Consider the following 24095-nt stretch of genomic DNA (forward strand, 5'->3'; position numbering starts at 1 on the left):
GCAAACCCAATGACACAACAACCATCGCGCGCCGGAACTTTCGGCGCAATACTGCGGGTAACCAGCGGTAATTTCCTCGAACAGTTTGACTTTTTTCTGTTCGGTTTTTACGCCACCTATATCGCAAAGACCTTCTTTCCTGCAGAGAGTGAATTTGCCGGGCTAATGTTAACTTTCGCCGTGTTTGGTTCAGGTTTCTTAATGCGGCCTGTTGGCGCAATAGTGCTGGGTGCTTACATCGACAGAATTGGTCGCCGTAAAGGACTGATGGTGACGCTGGCGATTATGGGCTGCGGAACCCTGCTGATTGCCCTGGTACCTGGTTATCACAGTATTGGTCTGCTGGCCCCTGTCCTGGTATTACTCGGCCGATTATTACAGGGCTTTTCTGCAGGGGTGGAGCTGGGCGGCGTCTCGGTTTATCTTTCTGAAATCGCCACCCCTGGCAATAAAGGCTTCTACACCAGCTGGCAGTCCGCCAGTCAACAGGTCGCCATTGTGGTGGCGGCTCTGATTGGTTACGGCCTGAACGCCACCCTGGGACACGATGAGATCTCTGAATGGGGCTGGCGTATTCCATTCTTTATTGGTTGCATGATTATTCCTTTGATCTTCGTGCTCCGCCGCTCGCTTCAGGAAACAGACGCCTTTTTACAACGTACGCACCGTCCCGACACCAGGGAAATTTTTACTACCATCATCAAAAACTGGCGTCTCATCGCTGCGGGTACGCTGCTGGTGGCGATGACCACAACGACGTTCTACTTTATTACCGTCTACACACCGACCTACGGTAGGGCTGTACTTCACCTGAGCGCTCGCGACAGCCTGATCGTCACCATGCTGGTCGGTATTTCTAATTTTATCTGGCTGCCGATTGGCGGGGCGATTTCTGACCGAATTGGTCGTCGTCCGGTGTTGATGGGGATTACCATCCTTGCACTGATCACCACCTGGCCGGTTATGCACTGGCTCACCGCCGCGCCAGATTTCACGCGCATGACGCTGGTCCTGCTTTGGTTCTCGTTCTTTTTTGGTATGTACAACGGGGCAATGGTCGCCGCACTCACCGAGGTGATGCCTGTCTATGTGCGTACGGTGGGCTTTTCACTGGCATTCAGTCTTGCCACGGCGATTTTTGGCGGCCTTACGCCAGTCATCTCCACAGCGCTGGTCCAGCTAACCGGGGATAAAAGCTCACCGGGGTGGTGGCTGATGTGTGCGGCACTTTGCGGGCTCGCCGCCACGGCAATGCTGTTTGTCCGGCTGAGTCGGAGTTATCAACCGGTGGAATATAAACCCTGAAATGCAAACGGGCGGAAAACTCTCCGCCCGTTGTCTGTTTCATTTTTCGATTTACTGCGCAGTATTCTTGCTACGAATTTCCTGCCAGACCTTGTCGCAATCAGCATTAACGGACTGACCATTACCCGTGCGTGTGGCCTGGATGCATTGCTGATAATCCAGTACGCGTACGCTTTCTTCATTGGCAAACTGCTGATGCTGCTTTTCTTTCTTCAGCACATTCAACACGCTTTGGCAGGCTTCGATTTTCTCCGGCGATCCTTGCGCGGTAGTAATGCACGCGCTGTAGGCTTCTTTCAGACGGCTGTCTTCTTTTGGTGCCGGGGATTGCGCGCAAGCCACCAGCCCGGATGCCATAACAGCGATGAGTATCAGTTTTTTCATAGCACTTTCCTCAACGATGCGGCAGGCGCCCGGCCTGCCGCTGTTGGCATTAGAAGATGGTGAACGGAGCAATAACGATGAATTTCACGTCGCGCTCATCCTGGAAGATGTTGCCGTAACCACCGCCCCAGCTCGGAATGTCTGAATGGTTGTCGTACTGGGTGAAGTGCAGTTTAAACATGGTGCCCTTCGCACGCCCCTCTTGCAGGGTATAGACCGCATCCAGGCTGTAAGAAGATTCTTCGATAGTCCGGTTTTTGTCGTAGTACGCATCCGGATTGATCTGCCAGGTTGATGGCTTGGCATCCCATGCGTAAACGTAGGACGCGCCCACTGCCCAGCCCGGCAAATTCCAGTTCTTCAGGTCATACATTGCGCCGAAGAAGACAGCCTTTTCGCCGTTGGCGTTGAAGTCGGAACGGTTATCCCACCAGATATCCAGGCGACCGTTTGATGAGGCGTAGGTCGGGGTCATACGCTGCAGGAAGTACCCCTGCTGCCCGTCCGCTTTAACCCAGGTCCCTTCCAGACGCAGGTCAACCACTTCCGCCACTTTGTAGCCAAAGGTCAGCGCCTGCAGCCAGGCCGTACCGTCATAAATGTCGTTCACGGTGCGATCATCAACTTTGTCGCGCGCGCCGTAGAACTGGTAGCTGGTGGTAAACGGGTTACCGCCTAAATCGAATTTATAGCTGGCTTTTGCGAAGTACTGATCGACGTAGCCTTCAGACTGACCAAATGCGGCTTCCAGCAACAGGTTATTTTTGAAGTCATATTTCGCGCCGATTGAGTGCAGATAATCTACGCTGGTCTTTTTATCAGCCTGATAGAATTTATCGACTTCAGTGTGCCATGGTGCTTTATATTCGTTGGCCCACATATAGGAGAAGCTCAGTGCACCAGCATCACCATAGTCGAAGTTGGCTCCGGCTTCAGCACCCTGATAGGTACCTGGCATAAAGCTCCAGTGCGGAGCCAACAGAGTCTGTCCGGTTGGTTGAATGTAACCAGCGCGCGCCCAGGTTGGGCCGAATTTAAATTTGGCTGCTGCTTTATAAAGGCTAATTCCGCTCTTATCGCCGGAGTAATCTTCATCATAGCCTTTATTTTTTGACGAGAATGCAATTTCGTTTGGATGGCCGCTTTCGCTACTTTCGTTCATTTCAATAGCGGTAAATGCTGCGATATCAATACCAAACATATCAGCCGCATAACCGGACTGGAAGTCGAGGTTAGCGTTCCAGGTGGAGTGAGAAAGGTTGGTTTTGTATTTGTCGTGATCGGTCACATCTTTACGGTCACGCTCACGCTGCCAGTAATAGATGCCGCCGGTTAAGGTTGAGTCATCAATAAATCCTTCGGCGTGTACCTGGGGAGCGACAACGAAACCCGACATTGCTGTGATACCGGCGATAGCCAGCGCCAGCGTACTACGTTTGCCACTAAACGTACGCATATGTTAATCCTCTTTGACGTATAACCCTTCGTTTTTCAAGCTGCATCGGTGTTGGCTTTACTCGGCCTTTGGCCTCGCCCCATCGGGGACAGCGCACGCGCTGCGTCTCCGCCTTGATGCAACTCGAAATCCATTGGGTATAAAATGCTGCCGACAAAAGCGGACAGCGAAAAAACAAAAATTAAAAAAGTAGCGCTGAGAAAACCTCAGTGACTACAATGAATAGACTATTTTTCGCGACGCGAATTATCAATCTCTTTCTGTAACGAGTATGTAATAGTATGAGCAACCGCACATATTTTCTTGTTTTCTGTTACATTTTGCTTTGGGAGTAAAAAAAGTCAAAAAAACAAGAAAAAACACTTTATATACATATAGATATCTTCAATTTTATTATTATATATATAATTCCACCCCTAATAATTGTCTTTGCATTCGCAAAACAAATTAATTCTCGAGCGTCATTAATTCGCTCTGCAAACAGAACGTTTGAACTCCTGAATTCAATCTCCGTCGTTGATGTGATCGTCCTCGGATTTTCCACACAAATACACTCAATTTATAAGGTTTTTATTGACAGCTACCGGGTGTCCCATTATTCAAAGATGCAGGTTATACGTATAAGTTGATAAATAAATGACAAAACGCATCACGCAGAAAGACGTTGCGGCCCTGGCTGGCGTTTCACAGGCAGTGGTATCCGTGGTACTCACCAAAGGAAATCACACCTATCCACAGGAGACAGTGAGCCGGGTTGAGCAAGCGGCTAATCAGCTGGGATATATACCGAACCGTTTTGCACAAGCGCTGAAAACCAATAAAACCATGTCGATCGCCTGCATCGTGCCGGATATCGCCAACCCTTTTTATGCCTCACTCGTCCGTGGCGTTCAGTCGGTGACGGATAGGTATCACTACGATGCGATCGTGGCCAGCACCGATGGATTACGGGAAAGAGAGCTGCATTTTTTGCGCTGGTCAGCGCAGGGGCGGGTCGACGCCGTGGTGGGGACATTTTTTAACGTCGGGATGAAAGATTTTGCCCCGTATCTTCAGGCAGGGATCCCGATTGCACGTATTGAAGCCAGAATGAAAAAAAACGGCCCGCTACCGCTGCATAATGTTTATATCGACAACGCCGCTGCCGCGCGCAGCGCCGTCGAATATCTGCTGGCACAGGGGCACCGAAATATCACGATGATCGCCAGCGCTGGCGGTCCTGAGCCTGCCAGAGTGGAAGGATATCGCCAGGCGATGACCCAGGCCGGCCGCCTTCCGCGCATCAAAATTCTGCCAGGTTTTAACGAACAGAGCGGCTATCAGATCGCGATGCAGCTGATTAATGACGGTACGCTCCCGGATGCGATTTTCGCCGCCAACGATTTAATGGCTATCGGCGTGATGCGTGCCGCAAGGGAGAAAGGCATCACTATCCCGGAGCAGCTTGCGGTGATGGGGTTCGATGATATTCCCGCCGCCGGGCTGGTAACCCCTTCCCTGACCACTATCGCCCAGTACCCGGAGCAGCTTGGGCAAAAAGCGGCCGCCCTCCTCCTGGCGCAAACTGATATCACCGCACCGCTCCAGGGCAGCACCACAGAAATGCCCTGGGGCCTGGTTAAAAGAGAATCCGCCTGAACGGCTGATAAAACACCACACAAGGATCAAACAGATGGAATTGCCTTCAGATTATGAGTCGCGCGTTTATGCAGGGGTGTTAGGGAAATTAATCGGCGTCTACCTTGGCCGCCCTTTCGAAGGGTGGACCTACGAAAAAATTATGCAGGAGCTGGGGCCGATCCAGTATTACGTCCACGAAAAATTTAACCGTCCGCTGGTTGTCACCGACGATGATGTCGCCGGAACCTTTACCTTTATCCGCGCACTGGAAGATTATGCCCTGCCGCCGGATCTGAGCGCGGAACAGATGGGGCACTGCTGGCTTAATTACATCATTGATAAGCGCACCATTCTCTGGTGGGGCGGCAACGGTAATTCGACGGAACACACCGCCTGGCTGAATCTCAAAAAAGGCATTCCGGCTCCGCTAAGCGGAGCCATTGCGACCAACGGGAAAACGATTGCCGAACAGATTGGCGCACAAATCTTTATTGATAGCTGGGCGCTTGTCGCACCGGGACAACCCCGTCTGGCGGCAGAACTTGCCAAAAATGCCGCCAGCGTGAGCCATGACGGTGAAGCGGTGTATGCCGCTATGCTCTGGGCGGCGATGGAATCACAGGCCTTTATCTGCCAGGAGATCGAACAGCTTATTGACGTCGGATTATCCGTGATCCCGGCAGAGTCGCAAATAGCCCAGCTGGTTGGCGATATCCGTCGCTGGCGACGGGAAGATAACGACTGGCAGACGACCCGCCAGCGAATCGACGACAACTATGGCTATCACAAATATCCCAGCAATTGCCACATCATTCCTAATCATGCGCTGATGATTATGGCGATCCTTTACGCGCCGGACGACTTCCAGCAGGCCCAGTGCATTGTCAATACGTCAGGATGGGACACTGACTGCAATGCGGGGAATGTCGGCTGTCTGTCCGGCATTATACTGGGACTCCAGGGTATTGACGCAGGCCCGGACTGGCGCGGGCCGCTGGCGGACAGAATGCTGATCTCCTCAGCCGACGGGGGGTTCTCCATAAACAACGCCGTGCGGATCACCGATTACCTGGTCGGGCTGGGACACCAGATTGCCGGTCTGCCGCGCCCTGAAGCCAAAAAATCCGGCGCGCAGTACCATTTCTCACTACCGGGCAGCGTGCAGGGTTTCCGCTGGCTTAATGAAGAAAATGCGGCCGCGGTTGAGGTTAAGAATGAGGCGCACCTGGGGCGGCAGATGTTGAGTCTGCACTATCGCCATCTTGCGCCCGGACTTCATGCCAGCGTGACCACGCAAACCTTTACCCCGCCTGAAATCGTGGAAATGCGCAGCTACGATTTAATGGCTACCCCACTTATCTACCCAGGCCAGCGTCTTCAGGCCACACTGATAGCCCCGCCGGATAACACCGCCGCGTTAAACGTGCGGCTCTGCTACCGGGTTTATGATGACAACAATCAGCTGACGCCCCAGTACGGCGACGCGCAGAGTATAGCCCCGGGTGAATCGCTAACGCTGGCGTTGGATCTCCCGGACTGCCAGGGCCAACCGATCGGCGAGATTGGCGTAACAATCAGCACAGATGCCCGCGTTGCCCGCGGTCGCCTGCTCATCGACAGTATGCGCTGGGACGGCACACCTGAGCTGACCCTGCGTAAACCCACAGGGGAAAATAATTTCTGGTGGCGGGCCTGGGTAAACGGCGTGGATCTCTTTTCACGCCACTATCCCACCAGCTTTCGCATCTCCAAAGAGTACGACGAGGGATTGATTATTCACGGAACGCGGCAGTGGGATAACTACCGCGTTCAGAGTGACATTACGCTGCATTCAGGGGAGTACGGCGGTCTGGCTTTTCGGGTGCAGGGGATGAGGCGCTATTACGCCGCGCGCATCCTGCGCGACGGGAAATTACAGATCGTCCGCGTGCGCGACACCAGCACCAAAGTTCTGGCAGAAGCGGCGTTGTCCGACGTGTACGAGCGCCCTGTGTCGTTCGATATTAGCGTCAACGGGCAGATTATCTCCGCGACCGTTGACGGTAAAACGCTGCACGTGGAGGACGCTGAACACGAAGCCTTGATGGATGGCGGGATCGGTTTACTGATTTGTGCGGGTGCGCTGTCGACGGACGCTATCCATATCAGCGCCAGTTGCTAATCAACGGAAATGGACGACAACAAGGGATTAAAAATGAACATATCAAAAACAATGCTGGCGCTGGTAACAGCCGTTTTGCTTTCAGGCTGTGAGGATAAACCGCAGCAGGTGACCATCGAATTTATGCACTCCGCCGTTGAGCAGGAGCGCCAGACCGTCATTGCCGGGATCATCAACCGCTTTCAGCAAGAGAATCCGGATATTATTGTGAAGCAGGTTCCCGTCGAAGAGGATGCCTATAATACCAAAATCATTACCCTTGCCCGCTCAGGATCACTGCCGGAGGTCGTCGAGGTCAGCCATGACTATGCCAAAGTCATGGATAAAGAGCAGCTTATCGACCACAAAGCGGTGAAAACGCTGATCGACAAGCAAGGTGAAAGCGCCTTCTACGACGGCGTGCTGCGCATTGTTCGAACCGAAGACGGAACAGCCTATACCGGCGTGCCGATCAGCGCCTGGCTACAGGGAGTCTGGTATCGGAAATCGGTACTGGCTAAAGCGGGAATCGACGAACCCAAAAACTGGACACAGCTGCTGGAGGCGGCGCGCAGGCTGACCGACAGCGCCGGTAAAAAATATGGCATCGCGCTGCCGACGGCTGAAAGCGTCATGAGCGAACAAACCTTCTCCCAGTTCGCACTTTCAAACGGTGCCAATGTGTTCAACGCAAACGGCGACATCACGGTTAACTCAGCGGAAATGCAGGCCTCGCTGAACTATTATCGCGAACTGGCCCGCTACACCATGCCCGGCTCGAACAACGTAACAGAGATCAAAGACGCCTTTATGAACGGCACCGCGCCGATGGCGGTCTATTCGACCTACATCCTGCCAGCGATTTATCAGGATGGTTCACTGGCGGATTTAGGCTTTGTCGTGCCGAGCGAAAAATCACCTGCCGTATTTGGCGTTATCACATCATTAACGCTCACAGCCGGTCAGACTGAGGCAGAAACGAAAGCCGCCGAAAAATTTGTCAGCTTTATGGGACAGGCGCAGAACGCGGCTGACTGGGTATTGATGTCGCCGGGGGCGATGCTGCCGGTGACGAAGGCCGCCGCGCAAAACGTCAGTTGGAAGGACAACCCTGCCGTCAAAGTCTTTGGAACTCTCCCTGAACAGCTGATTGCCCAGTACCCGAATATGCAGGTCTTTGGATCGGTCGGCGAGAAGAACTTTACGCGGATGGGGGATATTACCGGCTCCATGATCCTCAGTGAAATGGTCAATCAGGCGACGGTGGGTAAGCAGGAGACATCGGTGGTGCTGGAACGCAGCCAGCAGCGGGTTCAGGCGTTAATGCAGCATAAGTAAAACAGAAAAATCCGCCTCAAACGTCGCGTTGGCGGCGTTTGAGGCAGTGTGGCAGGAATTACTCGCCGACTTTAGCCCACGTATCACGCAGACCTACAGTGCGGTTAAATACCAGCTTGTCAGCCGTTGCATAGCGGCTGTCCAGGCAGAAGTAGCCTTCACGCTCAAACTGGAACGCTTTACCTGCAATCGCAGCCTGCAGTGACGGCTCACCGTAGCCCTGCTTAATGACCAGCGATTCCGGGTTGATAACGGACAGGAAGTCTTCCGCCGCTCCTGGGTTTGGCACGCTAAACAGACGATCGTACAAACGGATTTCAATCGGCAGCGCATGGGACGCGCTCACCCAGTGAATAACACCTTTTACTTTACGACCATCAGCCGGATCTTTGCTCAGGGTGTCGGCATCGTAGGTGCAGAAAATGGTGGTGATATTCCCTTCTGCATCTTTCTCTACACGTTCAGCCTTGATCACGTAAGCATTACGCAGACGTACTTCTTTGCCCATCACCAGACGCTTGTACTGCTTGTTCGCTTCTTCGCGGAAGTCTGCGCGATCGATCCAAATTTCACCGCTAAACGGCACTTCACGGCTGCCCATTTCCGGTTTGTTCGGATGGTTAGGCATGGTAACCAGCTCGCTTTCGCCCTGCGGATAGTTTTCGATAACCAGTTTCACCGGATCGATAACTGCCATCGCGCGCGGGGCGTTTTCGTTCAGATCTTCGCGAATGCAGGACTCCAGAGAAGCGATCTCAATGGTGTTATCCTGCTTGGTCACGCCAATGCGTTTGCAGAACTCACGAATAGCGGCAGCGGTATAACCACGACGACGCAGGCCAGAAATCGTCGGCATACGCGGATCGTCCCAGCCTTCAACGTGCTTGTCGGTCACCAGCAGGTTCAGCTTGCGTTTGGACATCACGGTGTATTCCAGATTCAGGCGCGAGAATTCGTACTGGCGCGGGTGAACCGGAATGGTGATGTTGTCCAGCACCCAGTCGTACAAACGACGGTTATCCTGGAACTCCAGCGTACACAGTGAATGCGTAATGCCTTCCAGCGCATCGCTGATGCAGTGGGTAAAATCGTACATCGGGTAGATGCACCACTTGTTGCCGGTCTGGTGGTGTTCGGCGAACTTAATACGGTACAGCACCGGATCGCGCATCACGATAAACGGCGAAGCCATATCGATTTTCGCGCGCAGGCAGGCTTTACCTTCTTCAAAACCACCGGTACGCATTTTTTCGAACAGTGCCAGGTTCTCTTCGACGCTACGATCGCGGAACGGGCTGTTTTTACCTGGCTGCGTCAGAGTGCCGCGGTATTCGCGGATCTCCTCCGCTGACAGTTCATCAACGTACGCCAGGCCTTTATTAATAAGCTCTACCGCATAGGCGTGAAGCTGATCGAAGTAATCCGAAGAGTAGCGAATATCGCCAGTCCAGTGGAAACCTAACCATTCAACGTCGTTTTTAATCGACTCAACGTACTCGATATCTTCTTTAACCGGGTTCGTATCATCAAAACGCAGGTTGCACTGGCCCTGGTAATCTTGCGCAATGCCAAAGTTCAGACAAATGGATTTCGCGTGGCCAATGTGCAGATAGCCATTTGGCTCCGGCGGAAAACGTGTATGGATAGTGGTGTGCTTACCACTGGCCAGATCTTCATCGATGATCTGACGAATAAAGTTACTCGGGCGGGCTTCAGCCTCACTCATCGTGGATTCCTCAAAGCGTAAACAACGTATAACGGAACATGATCTTATAAGCGACGTCAGGAGACAACTATTTGTTGCACAAAAAAGGTGTTTCAACAGGATATATGTGGATATTTGCTGCAAAAAAAAGCGGCGGAGGAATATCCCCCGCCGCTTAAGGCACTTAACTCACTTTACTCAGGAGCAGTTATTTACCTTTAATCTCATACAGTGGTGTTTGACCAGCAACCACATGACCTTCGGCTTTAATGACCAGAGCACCGAAATCATCGCTGTTGCTGCACACAACCGGGCTAATCATGGAACGTGCGTTGGCGTTCAGGAACTCCAGATCCATTTCCAGAATCGGTTGACCTGCAGTCACTTCCGCACCTTCTTCAACCAGACGCTTAAAGCCTTTACCTTCCAGCGCTACTGTATCGATACCCATGTGGACCACGATTTCCGCGCCTTTAACGGTTTCCAGACAGAACGCATGGTTAGTGTTGAAGATTTTCACGATGGTACCGGCAGCCGGAGCAACCACGATTTTATCCGTTGGCTTCACCGCCACACCGTCGCCTACAGCTTTGCTGGCGAAGGCTTCATCAGGTACCTGCTCCAGCGCAACCACGTCACCGGTAATCGGAGAAACTAAAGTTTCAACGGTTACAGCGTTCGCTACAGCTTGCGGTTTAGCAACCGGAGCCGCTGCTGCTGGCGCACTTTCACCAGACGCTGCAGCCACCGGGCCACGCGCAACAACTTTCTTCATTTCGTCGCCGATAGATTCGGCCTTCGCACCCACGATGACCTGGATAGTTTGCTTGTTCAGCTTAACCACTCCAGATGCGCCTAAACGTTTACACATCGCATCATTTACGCGACCGGAGTCGGCAACGGTCAGACGCAGACGAGTGATACAGGCATCAATCGCTTTCAGGTTATCGGTACCGCCAACTGCTGCAATGTAGTTGGTTGCCAGTTGAGCCAGACCTTCTTCAGTGTTGCTGTTCGCTTCTTCAGTAACGATATCGTCTTCTTTATCTTCACGGCCCGGCGTTTTCAGGTTAAACATACGAATAACCGCGCTGAACAACACAAAGTAAATGACGAAGAACACCAGGCCCATCACGACCAGCATCCAGACGTTCTGACTCGCCGCCGGCAGGTTGTACATCAACACGTAGTCGATAGCACCTGCGGAGAAGGAGAAGCCCGCGTGGATCCCCAGCAGTGTTGCAACGAACAGGCTGATACCCGTTAACAGTGCGTGCAGGAGGTACAGCAATGGCGCCAGGAACATGAACAGGAATTCCAGCGGCTCGGTAACACCGGTCAGGAACGCGGTGATCGCAACGGACAGCAGCATACCGCCAACCATCGGACGACGTGCTTTCGGAGCGGCGAAGTACATTGCCAGCGCCGCACCCGGCAGACCAAACATCATGATCGGGAAGAAGCCAGACATGAACATACCCGCAGTGCCGTCACCCGCGTAGAAGCGGTTGATGTCACCATGGAATACGGTACCTGCAGCGTTAGTGAATTCACCAATCTGGAACCAGGCGATGGTGTTCAGCACCTGATGCAGACCGGTTGGGATCAGCAGACGGTTGATGAAACCAAAGATACCGGAACCCAGCGCGCCAGCGCCTACGATCCACTCACCTCCCGCATGGATGGCGTTCTGCACCGGCGGCCACACGTAGCCGAAGATAGCAGCCAGCACCAGACAGAAGAAGCCAGTGGCGATCGGCACGAAGCGTTTGCCGCCAAAGAAGCTCAGGAAGTCAGGTAGTTTGATACCAGACCAACGGTTATATACCGCACCGCCGACCAGACCAGTGATGATACCTGCCAGCACACCCATGTTGATGGCCGGGTTAATGGTAACCATTGCTTTGGTCAATATGAAATAACCAACCGCACCCGCCAGCGCTGCAGCACCCGCGCTGTCTTTTGACCAGCTGGAAGCCACACCGATAGCGAAAATTAACGCCAGGTTATCAAAGATGGCCCCACCCGCTTGCGCGATGAAGGGTACGTTAAGTAAATCTGGTTGGCCGAATCGCAGCAGCAGTGCCGCGACTGGCAGCACAGCGATGGGGAGCTGTAACGCCCTACCCAGCCGCTGGAAAAAACCTAAAATATTCATTTTATTCCCCCTACGAGACCCCGATTAGGCTTCTTTGAAGCCATATTTTTATTGTGCGACCATTCCTGACAGCAAGATTCTGGAACAACAATATTAACCATTCATCTACATTCAGAGTGTGTGAAAATTTAATTCGTATCGCAAATTAAATGCGTGTTTTTTGTGATTCCAGTCACCAAATATCGTTATTAACCCTCCCTTCCACTGGCTAACTACGAAAACTTATTTTATCATTCAAAAAATCGAAACGGATTGATCCTTACCGATGCAAAACCAGGTTACGCTTAATACTGCACAGAGACTCAATCCGCCAATTGCTTACATTTACTTTTGAGGTGAAGAATGAGACTGATCCCCCTGAATACCGCTGAACAAGTCGGCAAATGGGCTGCTCGCCATATCGTTAACCGTATTAACGCGTTCAAACCAACGGCTGATCGTCCGTTCGTTTTGGGCCTGCCGACTGGCGGTACTCCGCTGACAGCCTACAAAGCATTGGTTGAAATGCACAAAGCGGGCCAGGTAAGCTTCAAGCATGTTGTAACGTTCAATATGGACGAATATGTTGGCCTGCCGAAAGAGCATCCGGAAAGCTACCATAGCTTCATGCATCGCAACTTCTTTGATCACGTTGATATTCCAGCAGAAAACATCAACCTCCTCAATGGTAACGCACCGGATATTGATGCAGAATGCCGTCAGTATGAAGAAAAAATCCGTTCTTACGGTAAAATCCACCTGTTTATGGGCGGCGTAGGCAACGATGGTCACATCGCGTTCAACGAACCAGCCTCTTCTTTGGCTTCCCGTACCCGCATCAAAACGCTGACTCACGACACGCGTGTTGCGAACTCACGCTTCTTTGACGGCGACGTCAGCCAGGTGCCTAAATATGCGCTGACCGTTGGCGTGGGCACCCTGCTGGATGCCGAAGAAGTGATGATCCTGGTACTGGGCCACCAGAAAGCGCAGGCGCTGCAAGCCGCCGTTGAAGGCAACGTTAACCATATGTGGACCATCAGCTGTCTGCAGCTGCATCCGAAAGCCGTTGTGGTCTGCGATGAGCCTTCCACCATGGAACTGAAAGTGAAGACGCTGAAATACTTTAACGAGTTAGAAGCGGAAAATATTAAAGGTCTGTAATTGATGTCTCCGCCCTGTCGATAAGTTGCAGGGCGGCATTTTTTGAAATCGGGGGTCGGAATGTATGCTTTAACCCAGGGCCGGATTTTTACCGGTCACGAAATTCTTGATGACCATGCGATTGTTGTCGCCAATGGCCTGATTGACAGCGTTTGCCCACTGACTGAGTTACCGTCAGGAATTGAACAGCGCTCACTGAATGGGGCCATTGTTTCCCCCGGTTTTATCGATGTACAGCTAAACGGCTGCGGCGGCGTACAATTTAACGATACGGCAGAAGCCGTGACCGTTGAAACGCTGGAAATCATGCAGAAAGCCAATGAAAAATCTGGCTGCACCAGCTACCTGCCAACGCTTATCACCACCAGCGATGACCTGATGAAACAAGGCGTTCGCGTCATGCGTGAATACCTGGCGAAACACCCGAATCAGGCACTAGGGCTTCATCTGGAAGGTCCGTGGCTGAATCTGGTGAAAAAAGGCACCCATAATCCGGGATTTGTCCGTCAACCGGACGCTGCGCTGGTTGATTTCCTGTGCAATAATGCCGATGTGATCACCAAAGTGACGCTGGCGCCAGAAATGGTCCCGGTAGAGGTCATTACCAAGCTGGTGAATGCGGGTATTGTGGTTTCTGCGGGTCACTCAAATGCAACGGTAAAAGAAGCAAAAATCGGGTTCCGCGCAGGCATCACCTTTGCGACGCATCTGTTCAACGCGATGCCGTACATTACCGGTCGCGAACCTGGTCTGGCGGGCGCTATTCTTGATGAAGCCGATATCTACTGCGGTATCATCGCCGATGGCCTCCACGTTGATTACGTTAACATTCGTAATGCCAAACGCCTGAAAGGCGACAAGCTGTGCCTGGTCACCGACGCAACCGCACCAGCAGGTGCAAACATTGAACAGTTCATTTTCGCTGGTAAAACAATATACTACCGTAATGGATTGTGCGTTGATGAGAACGGTACACTGAGCGGCTCATCATTAACCATGATTGAAGGCGTACGCAATCTGGTCGAACATGCGAATATCGCTCTCGACGAGGTCTTACGTATGGCAACGCTCTACCCTGCTCGCGCCATTGGCGTCGACAAACAACTCGGCAGCATCGCGCCAGGCAAAGTAGCCAACCTGACTGCGTTCACGCACGACTTTAAAATTATCAAGACCATCGTTAATGGCAACGAGGTCGTTACTGAGTAAGAGAAAGAATGACACCAGGCGGACAAGCTCAAATAGGTAATGTTGATCTCGTAAAACAGCTTAACAGCGCGGCGGTTTATCGCCTGATTGACCAGCATGGGCCAATCTCGCGAATTCAAATTGCCGAGCAAAGCCAGCTTGCCCCCGCCAGCGTAACGAAAATTACGCGTCAATTGATTGAACGCGGGCTGATCAAAGAAGTCGATCAGCAGGCCTCCACCGGGGGCCGCCGCGCTATCTCTATCGTCACTGAAACCCGCAATTTCCATGCGATTGGCGTTCGCTTAGGCCGCCACGATACTACGCTCACGCTCTATGATATGAGCAGTAAAGTGGTCGCTGAAGAGCATTATCCCCTCCCGGAGCGCACCCAGGAAACGCTCGAGTATGCGCTGCTCAACACCATTGCCACCTTTATTGAGAACTGCCAGCGGAAAATCCGCGAGCTGGTTGCGATTTCCGTCATTCTGCCAGGCCTGGTTGATCCTGAAAGCGGCGTCATCCGCTATATGCCGCACATTCAGGTCGAAAACTGGGGGCTGGTCGAAGCACTCGAAAAACGCTTTAAGGTCACCTGCTTTGTCGGTCACGATATTCGCAGTCTGGCGCTGGCCGAGCACTATTTCGGGGCAAGCCAGGATTGCGAAGACTCCATTTTGGTGCGTGTTCACCGCGGAACCGGGGCGGGAATCATCTCCAATGGCCGAATTTTTATTGGTCGCAATGGCAACGTGGGTGAGATTGGCCATATTCAGGTAGAGCCGCTGGGGGAGCGCTGTCACTGCGGTAATTTCGGCTGTCTGGAAACAATTGCCGCCAATGCCTCTATTGAACACCGCGTGCAGAACTTATTGAAACAGGGTTATCCAAGCCGACTCACGCTGGATGATTGCGGCATTAAAGCCATCTGTAAGGCGGCTAATAAAGGCGATAACCTGGCATCAGAAGTCATTGAGCACGTTGGTCGTCACCTGGGTAAAACCATCGCCATCGCCATCAACCTGTTTAACCCACAAAAAATCGTCATTGCGGGCGAAATTACCGAGGCTGATAAAGTGCTGCTGCCTGCTATAGAAAGCTGTATCAACACGCAGGCGTTGAAAGCGTTTCGCCACAATTTACCGGTGGTTCGTTCCACGCTGGATCACCGCTCAGCCATTGGCGCCTTTGCGCTGGTGAAGCGTGCGATGCTCAACGGTACATTGCTGCAACGTTTGCTGGAAAGCTAATACCAAGCTGCCTCTGCGTTAGCTGCATCTGCTCACCTCAGTCACTTACTTCAGTAAGCTTCCGGGGTTCTCAGACTTGTGCCGCCTTGATGCAACTCGAATGATTTAGTGTATTTTGTGTATAGTAATGCCTTCTTTTTTTGATGTCGGATTGTCCATGGCCATTAAGAATGTAATTTGTGATATCGACGGCGTGCTGATGCACGACAATGTTGCCGTACCGGGTGCGGCAGAATTTCTGACTGGGATCCTGGAAAAAGGCCTGCCGTTAGTTTTGCTGACTAACTATCCTTCACAGACCGGGCAGGATTTGGCAAACCGCTTCGCCACCGCGGGTGTGAATGTCCCTGATAGCGTCTTTTATACTTCCGCCATGGCTACCGCTGATTTTCTTCGCCGCCAGGAAGGGAAAAAGGCCTACGTGGTAGGTGAAGGTGCGTTAATTCACGAGCTGTATAAAGCCGGGTTTACTATTACTGACGTGAACCCCGATTTTGTGATTGTTGGCGAGACGCGATCCTATAACTGGGACATGATGCATAAAGCGGCATATTTTGTGGCCAACGGCGCGCGTTTCATCGCCACAAACCCGGATACTCACGGACGCGGTTTTTATCCCGCCTGCGGTGCGCTGTGCGCCGGTATCGAAAAAATCTCTGGCCGCAAGCCGTTTTATGTGGGCAAACCCAGCCCGTGGATTATTCGCGCGGCGCTCAACAAAATGCAGGCGCATTCGGAAGAGACCGTTATCGTCGGCGACAACCTGCGTACCGATATTCTGGCGGGCTTCCAGGCGGGTCTCGAAACCATCCTGGTATTGTCTGGCGTTTCGACGCTCGACGACATTGACAGCATGCCGTTCAGACCAAGCTGGATTTACCCGTCCGTTGCGGAAATTGATGTGATTTGATGCGTAAGCCGGATAAGACGCCCCCGCGTCATATCCGGCCAGAAGAAATCCTTCCATTTAATAAAACCGCCATAAAATTATCGATTCATTAATAAACCCGTCTATTCCGTAATCTTTTTTCACCAATCCACAATGACCATTGCGTTTTTTATTTTCTGACCCGTAATTCACTTGCGCCCTCTCCAGCTTTGCGGCATTTTCTTTATCAAGCAAACATAAAAAGCATCACGCAACAGGTTAACGGAGAAGGTTATGTGTTCTATTTTTGGCGTATTCGATATTAAAACTGACGCAGTTGAACTGCGTAAAAAAGCCCTGGAATTGTCTCGTCTGATGCGCCATCGCGGCCCGGACTGGTCGGGTATTTACGCCAGTGATAACGCCATTCTGGCGCACGAACGTCTGTCCATCGTCGACGTCAACGCCGGTGCTCAGCCGCTGTACAACGTGAAGAAAACGCATATCCTGGCGGTTAACGGTGAAATTTATAACCATCAGGCGCTGCGCGCTGAATACGGCGATCGCTATCAGTTCCAGACCGGTTCCGACTGCGAAGTTATCCTTGCGCTGTATCAGGAAAAAGGCCCAGAGTTTCTGGATGACCTGCAAGGCATGTTTGCTTTTGCTCTGTACGACAGCGAGCAGGACGCTTATCTGATCGGTCGCGATCATATCGGGATCATCCCGCTGTATATGGGTTACGACGAGCACGGTAACTTCTACGTTGCGTCTGAAATGAAAGCCCTGGTTCCCGTGTGTCGCACGATCAAAGAATTCCCGGCCGGTAGCTATTTATGGAGTAAAGACGGCGAAATTCGTCAGTACTACCAGCGCGACTGGTTTGAATACGATGCGGTAAAAGACAACGTTACCGATAAAAACGAGTTGCGTCAGGCACTGGAAGATGCAGTGAAAAGCCACCTGATGTCAGATGTTCCTTATGGTGTATTGCTGTCCGGCGGTCTGGATTCATCCGTCATTTCCGCAATCACCAAAAAATACGCCGCGCGTCGTGTTGAAGATCAGGAGCGTAGCGAAGCCTGGTGGCCGCAGTTGCACTCCTTCGCCGTAGGCCTGGAAGGCGCACCGGACCTGAAAGCCGCGCAAGAGGTGGCGAACCATCTGGGTACTGTGCACCATGAGATCCACTTCACCGTGCAGGAAGGCTTGGATGCTATCCGCGACGTGATTTATCACATCGAAACTTACGATGTTACGACGATTCGCGCCTCGACCCCGATGTACTTAATGTCGCGTAAAATTAAAGCGATGGGCATTAAAATGGTGCTGTCGGGCGAAGGTTCTGACGAAGTATTTGGCGGCTATCTCTATTTCCACAAAGCACCAGATGCAAAAGAGCTGCACGAAGAGACCGTGCGTAAGCTGCAGGCGCTGCATATGTTCGACTGTGCCCGTGCCAACAAAGCTATGTCGGCCTGGGGAGTGGAAGCTCGCGTGCCCTTCCTGGATAAGAAATTCCTTGATGTGGCGATGCGCATCAACCCGCAGGACAAAATGTGCGGCAACGGCAAAATGGAAAAACATGTTCTGCGTGAATGTTTTGAATCCTACCTGCCAGCAAGCGTTGCATGGCGCCAGAAAGAGCAGTTCTCCGATGGTGTCGGTTACAGCTGGATTGATACCCTGAAAGAGGTGGCCGCTGAGCAAGTTTCTGACCAACAACTGGAAACCGCCAGCTTCCGTTTCCCTTACAACACGCCATCTTCTAAAGAAGCGTATTTGTACCGTGAGATTTTCGAAGAGCTGTTCCCGGTTGCGAGCGCTGCGGAATGTGTACCTGGCGGGCCGTCTGTTGCCTGTTCTTCTGCCAAAGCAATTGAATGGGATGAGGCGTTTAAAACCATGAACGATCCTTCTGGTCGTGCGGTTGGCGTACATCAGTCCGCTTATAAATAAGTTAATCCTTAGAAAAGGGCCCTGCGGGGCTCTTTTTTATGTCTATTTTCTGTGCAAAAAAACAATTAATAACTAATAATTGCCGAATATTGCGCCATGCTGTTCGCAACCTAACCAAACAGTCACATTCCAGCTATTTTCAATGAAAAAGGGGTTGACGCTTCAAGGCTCAATACGCATAATGCGCCCCGCAACGCCGATAAGGTTACGCGAAAAAAAGATGGCTACGTAGCTCAGCTGGTTAGAGCACATCACTCATAATGATGGGGTCACAGGTTCGAATCCCGTCGTAGCCACCATCTTTTTTTGCGGGAGTGGCGAAATTGGTAGACGCACCAGATTTAGGTTCTGGCGCCGCAAGGTGTGCGAGTTCAAGTCTCGCCTCCCGCACCATTCACCCGTAAGCGTTGCACGGATGGGGTATCGCCAAGCGGTAAGGCACCGGTTTTTGATACCGGCATTCCCTGGTTCGAATCCAGGTACCCCAGCCATTTTTTCTTCGATGTAGCGGTTCACCGCAACGGTCATTGGGGTATCGCCAAGCGGTAAGGCACCGGTTTTTGATACCGGCATTCCCTGGTTCGAATCCAGGTACCCCAGCCATCGAAGAATATGATAATATCTGGCTACGTAGCTCAGCTGGTTAGAGCACATCACTCATAATGATGGGGTCACAGGTTCGAATCCCGTCGTAGCCACCATATTAAGGACGTATCGACTCGTTCGGTAAATCCAAAAAATTGTTGGGGTATCGCCAAGCGGTAAGGCTCTGGTTTCTGATACCAGCATTCCGAGGTTCGAATCCTCGTACCCCAGCCAATTTCAAAAAGTCGTCCATTCTGTGGATGCACCCGTTGGGGTATCGCCAAGCGGTAAGGCTCTGGTTTCTGATACCAGCATTCCGAGGTTCGAATCCTCGTACCCCAGCCATATTAAAAAAGCTCGCTTCGGCGAGCTTTTTGCTTTCCTGCATTTATTACCTGATGGCGTTATGCTTACCAGGCCTACAACGTTCTCTGTAGGCCTGTCTGAATTACAATCCTAACGCGTACTTGAGTGCCTGACGTTTCAACATACCGGCGCGCTCTGCGGCCATTAGCCCAAGATTACGCATGATACGCAGCGGCTGCAGGTTGTTGCTAAATCCTGCGTAGAACAGATCCATGCCGCTTTGCATGATGAAATTGTCAGTCATGCGACGGTTCTGATAGCGCTTCAGCACCGGCTGACTTGCCCAGGACTCACCGTAGCTGCGCGCATTCACCAGCACGTCAATCAGCGCATCCACATCACGGAACCCCAAATTAACGCCCTGCCCCGCCAGCGGATGAATGGTATGCGCGGCGTCACCCACCAGCGCCAGTCCTGGCTGCACATATTGCAGCGCGTGACGGCGCGTTAGCGGGAATGCCCCCGCTGCGACAGGCGTAACGTTACCGAGTCGCGATGGGAAATGTTTGGCGATCTCCGCCTGCAGTTGCGACATATTCAAACCTTGCAACTGGCGGATACGCGCCGGTGAGTCGTACCACACCAGCGAGGCCCAGTTATCAAACAGCGGTAAAAATGCGCGCGGACCGTCAGGGGTGAATTGCTGCCAGGTGCTGTCTCCCGGCGAATTCTCGCATTGTACGGTTATCAACATACAGGACTGCGCATATTGCCAGGCATGGATACCAATCCCAGCCATTTTCCGCACCTGAGAATTTGCGCCATCGGCGCCGATGACCAGCTTCGCGCTGATTTTTTCGCCACCAGCCAGCTCAAGCTCATGCCGATCGTTATGTTGATGCAGAGAGATCATCGACGCAGGCACCCGCAGCGTGACTTTGGGGTGAACGTCCAGAGCCTGCCAGAGCGCCTGTTGCAGGACCGTGTTTTCCACCATATAGCCCAGTAAGGGCAGCTTAAGCTCGGCGGCATCAAACATCACATGGGCATTTTCCCATTCCCACGTTTCCAGACGACGGTAAGGATGGCTGCGCATCCCCTGAACCGTATCCCAGACGCCCAGCCCTTTTAGCAACGACACGGAGGCGGAGCTGATGGCCGAAATTCTGACATCTGGCTGTCCGTCAGCCACAAACGGCGCGGGAACGGCATGTTCAATGACCGTTACCGTAAATCCATGCTGCGCCAGTCCTAGCGCCAGCGCGCCGCCGACCATCCCCCCGCCGACAATGGCAATTTCCGTTGGTTGATTTGTCATGGTCAATTATCCTGTTACATGTATTGTGTAAGTTTACAGGATTTTTTACCCCTTGAGGCTGACATCCGTCATACTGGTCACAACCGCGCCAAAGCAGTACACTATGCGCCCTGCATTTCAGCCACAATTTCGCAAGAGCAAGTCGATGACCAAAAAACTCCATATTAAAACCTGGGGCTGTCAGATGAACGAATACGATTCATCGAAGATGGCCGATCTGCTGGATGCCACCCATGGGTATCAACTGACCGACGTGGCCGAAGAAGCGGATGTGCTGCTGCTGAATACCTGCTCTATCCGTGAGAAGGCTCAGGAAAAAGTCTTCCATCAGTTGGGCCGCTGGAAGCTGTTAAAAGAGAAAAACCCCAAGCTGATCATCGGTGTCGGTGGCTGTGTTGCGTCTCAGGAAGGCGACCATATTCGCCAACGCGCGCACTATGTCGATATTATTTTTGGGCCGCAAACCCTGCATCGTCTGCCGGAAATGATTAACAAAGTGCGTGGAAGTACCACCCGTAGCCCGGTGGTTGATATCAGTTTCCCGGAGATCGAAAAATTCGACCGCCTACCGGAACCGCGTGCTGAAGGTCCAAGCGCTTTCGTGTCAATCATGGAAGGTTGTAATAAATATTGTACTTACTGCGTGGTGCCATACACCCGCGGTGAAGAAGTGAGCCGTCCGGCGGACGATATTCTGTTTGAAATCGCCCAGCTTGCGGCGCAAGGCGTGCGTGAAGTGAACCTGCTGGGACAAAACGTGAACGCCTGGCGCGGTGAAAACTACGACGGCACGACCGGATCTTTTGCCGATCTGCTGCGTCTGGTCGCGGCGATCGATGGCATTGACCGTATCCGCTTCACCACCAGCCATCCGATCGAATTCACCGATGATATCATTGAAGTGTATCGTGACACGCCAGAACTGGTGAGTTTCCTGCACCTGCCGGTTCAGAGCGGTTCAGATCGCGTACTGAACCTGATGGGACGCACCCATACCGCGCTGGAATATAAAGCGATCATCCGCAAACTGCGCGCAGCGCGTCCGGATATCCAGATTAGCTCCGACTTCATCGTTGGCTTCCCAGGCGAAACCACGCAGGATTTCGAGCAGACCATGAAGTTGATTGCAGACGTCAATTTTGACATGAGCTACAGCTTTATCTTCTCTGCGCGTCCTGGCACCCCTGCCGCCGATATGGTTGACGACGTGCCGGAAGAAGAGAAAAAACAGCGCCTGTATATTCTGCAGGAGCGTATTAACCAGCAAGCCATGGCCTGGAGCCGTCGCATGGTCGGCACGACCCAGCGCATTCTGGTTGAAGGCACATCGCGTAAAAGCATCATGGAACTGTCTGGCCGTACCGAAAATAACCGAGTGGTGAACTTTGAAGGCAACCCGGAGATGGTCGGTAAGTTCGTGGATGTAGAAATTACCGATGTCTGGACGAACTCCCTGCGCGGTAAAGTGGTGCGCACCGAAGACGAAATGGGTCTGCGCATCGCTGAATCCCCTGAGTCAGTTATTGCGCGTACCCGCAAAGAAAACGATCTGGGCGTCGGTATTTATCAGCCTTAATCTTCAATGCCCGATGGCGCTACGCTTATCGGGCTTACTCTTCTGGGCTCGCTGCCCCGGCGGGCCTTGTAATCTACCTCATCATCCCCATATTTATCGCAATGCTTGCGCCTTTCCCCCATGGCGTGAATAATTTCCTTAGATGCCGGTAAATGTTCAGCGTCCGGCAAGACATGCAAAAGAGGAACAGTTTGAACATAGACACTCGTGAAATCACCCTTGAACCCGCAGACAATGCCCGCCTGTTGAGCCTTTGCGGCCCATTTGATGACAACATCAAGCAGCTGGAACGTCGCCTCGGCATCGAAATTAACCGCCGTGATAACCACTTTAAGCTGACCGGTCGCCCAATTTGCGTCACCGCGGCGGCAGATATTTTACGTAGCCTGTACGTCGATACTGCCCCAATGCGTGGTCAGACGCAGGACATTGAGCCTGAACAAATTCATCTGGCAATTAAAGAAGCGCGAGTGCTTGAGCAAAGCGCAGACAGCGTGCCGGAATTTGGCAAAGCGGTGAACATCAAAACCAAGCGCGGGGTAATTAAGCCGCGTACGCCGAACCAGGCACAATACATTGCGAATATCCTCGACCACGACATCACCTTTGGCGTTGGCCCTGCGGGTACGGGTAAAACATATCTTGCGGTTGCCGCTGCGGTTGATGCGCTTGAGCGTCAGGAGATCCGTCGAATTCTGCTGACCCGCCCGGCAGTGGAAGCGGGCGAAAAACTCGGCTTCCTGCCGGGTGACCTCAGCCAGAAAGTCGATCCCTACTTACGACCGCTGTATGACGCACTGTTCGAAATGCTCGGGTTTGAGAAGGTCGAAAAGCTGATTGAGCGTAACGTCATTGAAGTTGCGCCGCTGGCCTACATGCGCGGTCGTACGTTAAACGATGCGTTCATCATTCTTGATGAGAGCCAGAACACCACCATCGAACAGATGAAAATGTTCCTGACCCGTATCGGCTTTAACTCCAAAGCGGTTATCACCGGCGATATCACCCAGATTGACCTGCCGCGAAGCACCAAATCCGGTCTGCGTCATGCCATTGAAGTACTGGCTGAAGTCGACGAAATTAGTTTTAATTTCTTCCATAGCGAAGACGTGGTTCGCCACCCGGTGGTCGCCCGTATCGTCACGGCGTATGAAGCCTGGGAAGAAGCAGAACAGAAACGCAAAGCCGAGCTGGCTGCAGAACGCAAGCGCGAAGCTCAGGAGCAGGAACAAAAATGAGTCAGGTTATTCTCGATTTACAGCTGGCATGTGAAGACGAATCCGGTTTACCAACAGAAAGTCAGTTTCAGGGTTGGCTGGATGCGGTGATCCCACAGTTTCAGGAAGAGTCTGAAGTTACCATTCGTCTGGTCGATGACGCGGAAAGCCACGAGCTGAACCTGACCTATCGCGGGAAAGATAAATCAACCAACGTACTCTCTTTCCCGTTTGAAGCCCCGCCGGGCATTGAAATGCCGCTGCTGGGCGATTTGATCATCTGCCGTCAGGTAGTCGAGAAAGAAGCGCAGGAACAAGGCAAACCGCTTGAGGCCCACTGGGCGCACATGGTGGTGCACGGTAGCCTGCATTTACTCGGTTACGACCACATCGAAGACGATGAAGCGGAAGAGATGGAATCCCTCGAAACAGAGATTATGCTTGCTCTGGGCTATGAGGATCCGTACATTGCCGAGAAAGAATAAGCATTTCGAAATCTTGTAAGCCTGATAAGGCGCAGCCGCCATCAGGTATTGCGCCTTATCCGGCTTACCTGGTTTGAAGTACGATGAAGAGACA

The 24095-nt window shown here is 52.4% G+C and carries 17 protein-coding genes and 7 tRNA genes; 19 read left to right on the forward strand and 5 right to left on the reverse strand.

Annotation, left to right across the window (positions count from 1 at the left end):
- The first annotated feature begins 9 nt into the window (after window positions 1-9).
- Window positions 10-1305: an MFS transporter gene (tcuC, locus tag GFC06_RS20935; protein ID WP_016152256.1), complete on the forward strand. Its 1296-nt coding sequence runs from the start codon at window positions 10-12 to the stop codon at window positions 1303-1305.
- A 51-nt stretch (window positions 1306-1356) separates the two neighbouring features.
- Here the strand turns inward: tcuC and chiQ are convergent, their stop codons facing one another.
- Together chiQ and chiP are read right to left on the reverse strand one after the other, a co-directional pair.
- Window positions 1357-1689 (reverse strand): ChiQ/YbfN family lipoprotein, encoded by a 333-nt coding sequence (chiQ, locus tag GFC06_RS20940; protein WP_016155980.1) that lies wholly within the window; start codon window positions 1687-1689, stop codon window positions 1357-1359.
- 49 nt (window positions 1690-1738) lie between these two features.
- A complete protein-coding gene (gene chiP, locus GFC06_RS20945; RefSeq protein ID WP_016152254.1) occupies window positions 1739-3145 on the reverse strand; it encodes a chitoporin ChiP in 1407 nt (468 codons plus the stop codon).
- A gap of 636 nt (window positions 3146-3781) precedes the next feature.
- Here chiP and GFC06_RS20950 point away from each other — a divergent pair.
- Genes GFC06_RS20950 through GFC06_RS20960 form a run of 3 tightly spaced genes read left to right on the forward strand, consistent with a single transcriptional unit; the run spans window position 3782 to window position 8243 of the window.
- On the forward strand, window positions 3782-4783 hold the full coding sequence (locus GFC06_RS20950; RefSeq protein ID WP_153690614.1) for a LacI family DNA-binding transcriptional regulator: 1002 nt from the start codon (window positions 3782-3784) through the stop codon (window positions 4781-4783).
- A gap of 34 nt (window positions 4784-4817) precedes the next feature.
- Complete coding sequence (locus GFC06_RS20955; RefSeq protein ID WP_153690615.1) at window positions 4818-6926, forward strand: ADP-ribosylglycohydrolase family protein; 2109 nt, start codon at window positions 4818-4820, stop codon at window positions 6924-6926.
- Between the two features lie 33 nt (window positions 6927-6959).
- Window positions 6960-8243, forward strand: coding sequence for an ABC transporter substrate-binding protein (locus GFC06_RS20960; protein ID WP_153690616.1), 1284 nt, complete (start codon window positions 6960-6962; stop codon window positions 8241-8243).
- A 58-nt stretch (window positions 8244-8301) separates the two neighbouring features.
- Here GFC06_RS20960 and glnS read toward each other — a convergent pair whose 3' ends face one another.
- Together glnS and nagE are read right to left on the reverse strand one after the other, a co-directional pair.
- Window positions 8302-9969, reverse strand: coding sequence for a glutamine--tRNA ligase (gene glnS, locus GFC06_RS20965; protein WP_016152250.1), 1668 nt, complete (start codon window positions 9967-9969; stop codon window positions 8302-8304).
- Window positions 9970-10156: 187 nt separating this feature from the next.
- The gene (gene nagE / locus GFC06_RS20970) at window positions 10157-12106 is read right to left on the reverse strand and encodes a PTS N-acetyl glucosamine transporter subunit IIABC (protein ID WP_016152249.1); all 1950 of its coding nucleotides are present in this window, start codon (window positions 12104-12106) and stop codon (window positions 10157-10159) included.
- Window positions 12107-12448: 342 nt separating this feature from the next.
- Here nagE and nagB point away from each other — a divergent pair, with 342 nt between their 5' ends.
- From nagB to GFC06_RS21030, 12 genes are all read left to right on the forward strand, one after another.
- The gene (gene nagB, locus GFC06_RS20975) at window positions 12449-13249 is read left to right on the forward strand and encodes a glucosamine-6-phosphate deaminase (protein ID WP_003022803.1); all 801 of its coding nucleotides are present in this window, start codon (window positions 12449-12451) and stop codon (window positions 13247-13249) included.
- A 60-nt stretch (window positions 13250-13309) separates the two neighbouring features.
- Complete coding sequence (gene nagA / locus GFC06_RS20980; RefSeq protein WP_046274596.1) at window positions 13310-14458, forward strand: N-acetylglucosamine-6-phosphate deacetylase; 1149 nt, start codon at window positions 13310-13312, stop codon at window positions 14456-14458.
- An 8-nt stretch (window positions 14459-14466) separates the two neighbouring features.
- Entirely contained in the window at window positions 14467-15687 is a 1221-nt protein-coding gene (nagC, locus tag GFC06_RS20985; protein WP_016152247.1) for a DNA-binding transcriptional regulator NagC, read from the forward strand.
- A gap of 157 nt (window positions 15688-15844) precedes the next feature.
- Window positions 15845-16597, forward strand: a complete 753-nt coding sequence (nagD, locus tag GFC06_RS20990; protein ID WP_005121413.1) for a ribonucleotide monophosphatase NagD — start codon at window positions 15845-15847, stop codon at window positions 16595-16597.
- Window positions 16598-16849: 252 nt separating this feature from the next.
- Entirely contained in the window at window positions 16850-18514 is a 1665-nt protein-coding gene (gene asnB / locus GFC06_RS20995) for an asparagine synthase B (RefSeq protein ID WP_003835552.1), read from the forward strand.
- Between the two features lie 222 nt (window positions 18515-18736).
- A tRNA-Met gene (locus GFC06_RS21000) sits at window positions 18737-18813 on the forward strand.
- Window positions 18814-18822: 9 nt separating this feature from the next.
- Window positions 18823-18907, forward strand: a tRNA-Leu gene (locus GFC06_RS21005).
- 23 nt (window positions 18908-18930) lie between these two features.
- A tRNA-Gln gene (locus tag GFC06_RS21010) sits at window positions 18931-19005 on the forward strand.
- Between the two features lie 37 nt (window positions 19006-19042).
- Window positions 19043-19117: transfer RNA gene (locus GFC06_RS21015), tRNA-Gln, on the forward strand.
- 21 nt (window positions 19118-19138) lie between these two features.
- Window positions 19139-19215, forward strand: a tRNA-Met gene (locus GFC06_RS21020).
- A 43-nt stretch (window positions 19216-19258) separates the two neighbouring features.
- Window positions 19259-19333, forward strand: a tRNA-Gln gene (locus tag GFC06_RS21025).
- A 36-nt stretch (window positions 19334-19369) separates the two neighbouring features.
- A tRNA-Gln gene (locus tag GFC06_RS21030) sits at window positions 19370-19444 on the forward strand.
- Window positions 19445-19547: 103 nt separating this feature from the next.
- On the opposite strand, the gene ubiF is transcribed toward GFC06_RS21030, so the two are convergent.
- The gene (gene ubiF / locus GFC06_RS21035) at window positions 19548-20723 is read right to left on the reverse strand and encodes a 3-demethoxyubiquinol 3-hydroxylase (protein ID WP_153690617.1); all 1176 of its coding nucleotides are present in this window, start codon (window positions 20721-20723) and stop codon (window positions 19548-19550) included.
- A 145-nt stretch (window positions 20724-20868) separates the two neighbouring features.
- On the opposite strand from ubiF, the gene miaB reads away from it, so the two are divergent.
- The 3 genes from miaB to ybeY all read left to right on the forward strand — a co-directional run bounded on the left by miaB (window position 20869) and on the right by ybeY (window position 24001).
- Window positions 20869-22299: a tRNA (N6-isopentenyl adenosine(37)-C2)-methylthiotransferase MiaB gene (gene miaB / locus GFC06_RS21040; RefSeq protein WP_103766019.1), complete on the forward strand. Its 1431-nt coding sequence runs from the start codon at window positions 20869-20871 to the stop codon at window positions 22297-22299.
- Between the two features lie 191 nt (window positions 22300-22490).
- On the forward strand, window positions 22491-23537 hold the full coding sequence (locus GFC06_RS21045) for a PhoH family protein (RefSeq protein WP_019076268.1): 1047 nt from the start codon (window positions 22491-22493) through the stop codon (window positions 23535-23537).
- Window positions 23534-24001, forward strand: coding sequence for an rRNA maturation RNase YbeY (gene ybeY / locus GFC06_RS21050; RefSeq protein ID WP_003835559.1), 468 nt, complete (start codon window positions 23534-23536; stop codon window positions 23999-24001). The genes GFC06_RS21045 and ybeY overlap by 4 nt, the downstream gene beginning before the upstream one ends.
- Window positions 24002-24095 lie beyond the last annotated feature (94 nt).

The organism is Citrobacter braakii (genome assembly GCF_009648935.1).
In the GTDB taxonomy this organism is placed as follows: domain Bacteria; phylum Pseudomonadota; class Gammaproteobacteria; order Enterobacterales; family Enterobacteriaceae; genus Citrobacter; species Citrobacter braakii.

Bases quoted from the DNA above. Each gene is read 5' to 3' on its own strand.
- tcuC (WP_016152256.1), top strand. From the start codon at position 10: ATGACACAACAACCATCGCGCGCCGGAACTTTCGGCGCAATACTGCGG.
- chiQ (WP_016155980.1), bottom strand. From the start codon at position 1,689: ATGAAAAAACTGATACTCATCGCTGTTATGGCATCCGGGCTGGTGGCT.
- chiP (WP_016152254.1), bottom strand. From the start codon at position 3,145: ATGCGTACGTTTAGTGGCAAACGTAGTACGCTGGCGCTGGCTATCGCC.
- GFC06_RS20950 (WP_153690614.1), top strand. From the start codon at position 3,782: ATGACAAAACGCATCACGCAGAAAGACGTTGCGGCCCTGGCTGGCGTT.
- GFC06_RS20955 (WP_153690615.1), top strand. From the start codon at position 4,818: ATGGAATTGCCTTCAGATTATGAGTCGCGCGTTTATGCAGGGGTGTTA.
- GFC06_RS20960 (WP_153690616.1), top strand. From the start codon at position 6,960: ATGAACATATCAAAAACAATGCTGGCGCTGGTAACAGCCGTTTTGCTT.
- glnS (WP_016152250.1), bottom strand. From the start codon at position 9,969: ATGAGTGAGGCTGAAGCCCGCCCGAGTAACTTTATTCGTCAGATCATC.
- nagE (WP_016152249.1), bottom strand. From the start codon at position 12,106: ATGAATATTTTAGGTTTTTTCCAGCGGCTGGGTAGGGCGTTACAGCTC.
- nagB (WP_003022803.1), top strand. From the start codon at position 12,449: ATGAGACTGATCCCCCTGAATACCGCTGAACAAGTCGGCAAATGGGCT.
- nagA (WP_046274596.1), top strand. From the start codon at position 13,310: ATGTATGCTTTAACCCAGGGCCGGATTTTTACCGGTCACGAAATTCTT.
- nagC (WP_016152247.1), top strand. From the start codon at position 14,467: ATGACACCAGGCGGACAAGCTCAAATAGGTAATGTTGATCTCGTAAAA.
- nagD (WP_005121413.1), top strand. From the start codon at position 15,845: ATGGCCATTAAGAATGTAATTTGTGATATCGACGGCGTGCTGATGCAC.
- asnB (WP_003835552.1), top strand. From the start codon at position 16,850: ATGTGTTCTATTTTTGGCGTATTCGATATTAAAACTGACGCAGTTGAA.
- ubiF (WP_153690617.1), bottom strand. From the start codon at position 20,723: ATGACAAATCAACCAACGGAAATTGCCATTGTCGGCGGGGGGATGGTC.
- miaB (WP_103766019.1), top strand. From the start codon at position 20,869: ATGACCAAAAAACTCCATATTAAAACCTGGGGCTGTCAGATGAACGAA.
- ybeY (WP_003835559.1), top strand. From the start codon at position 23,534: ATGAGTCAGGTTATTCTCGATTTACAGCTGGCATGTGAAGACGAATCC.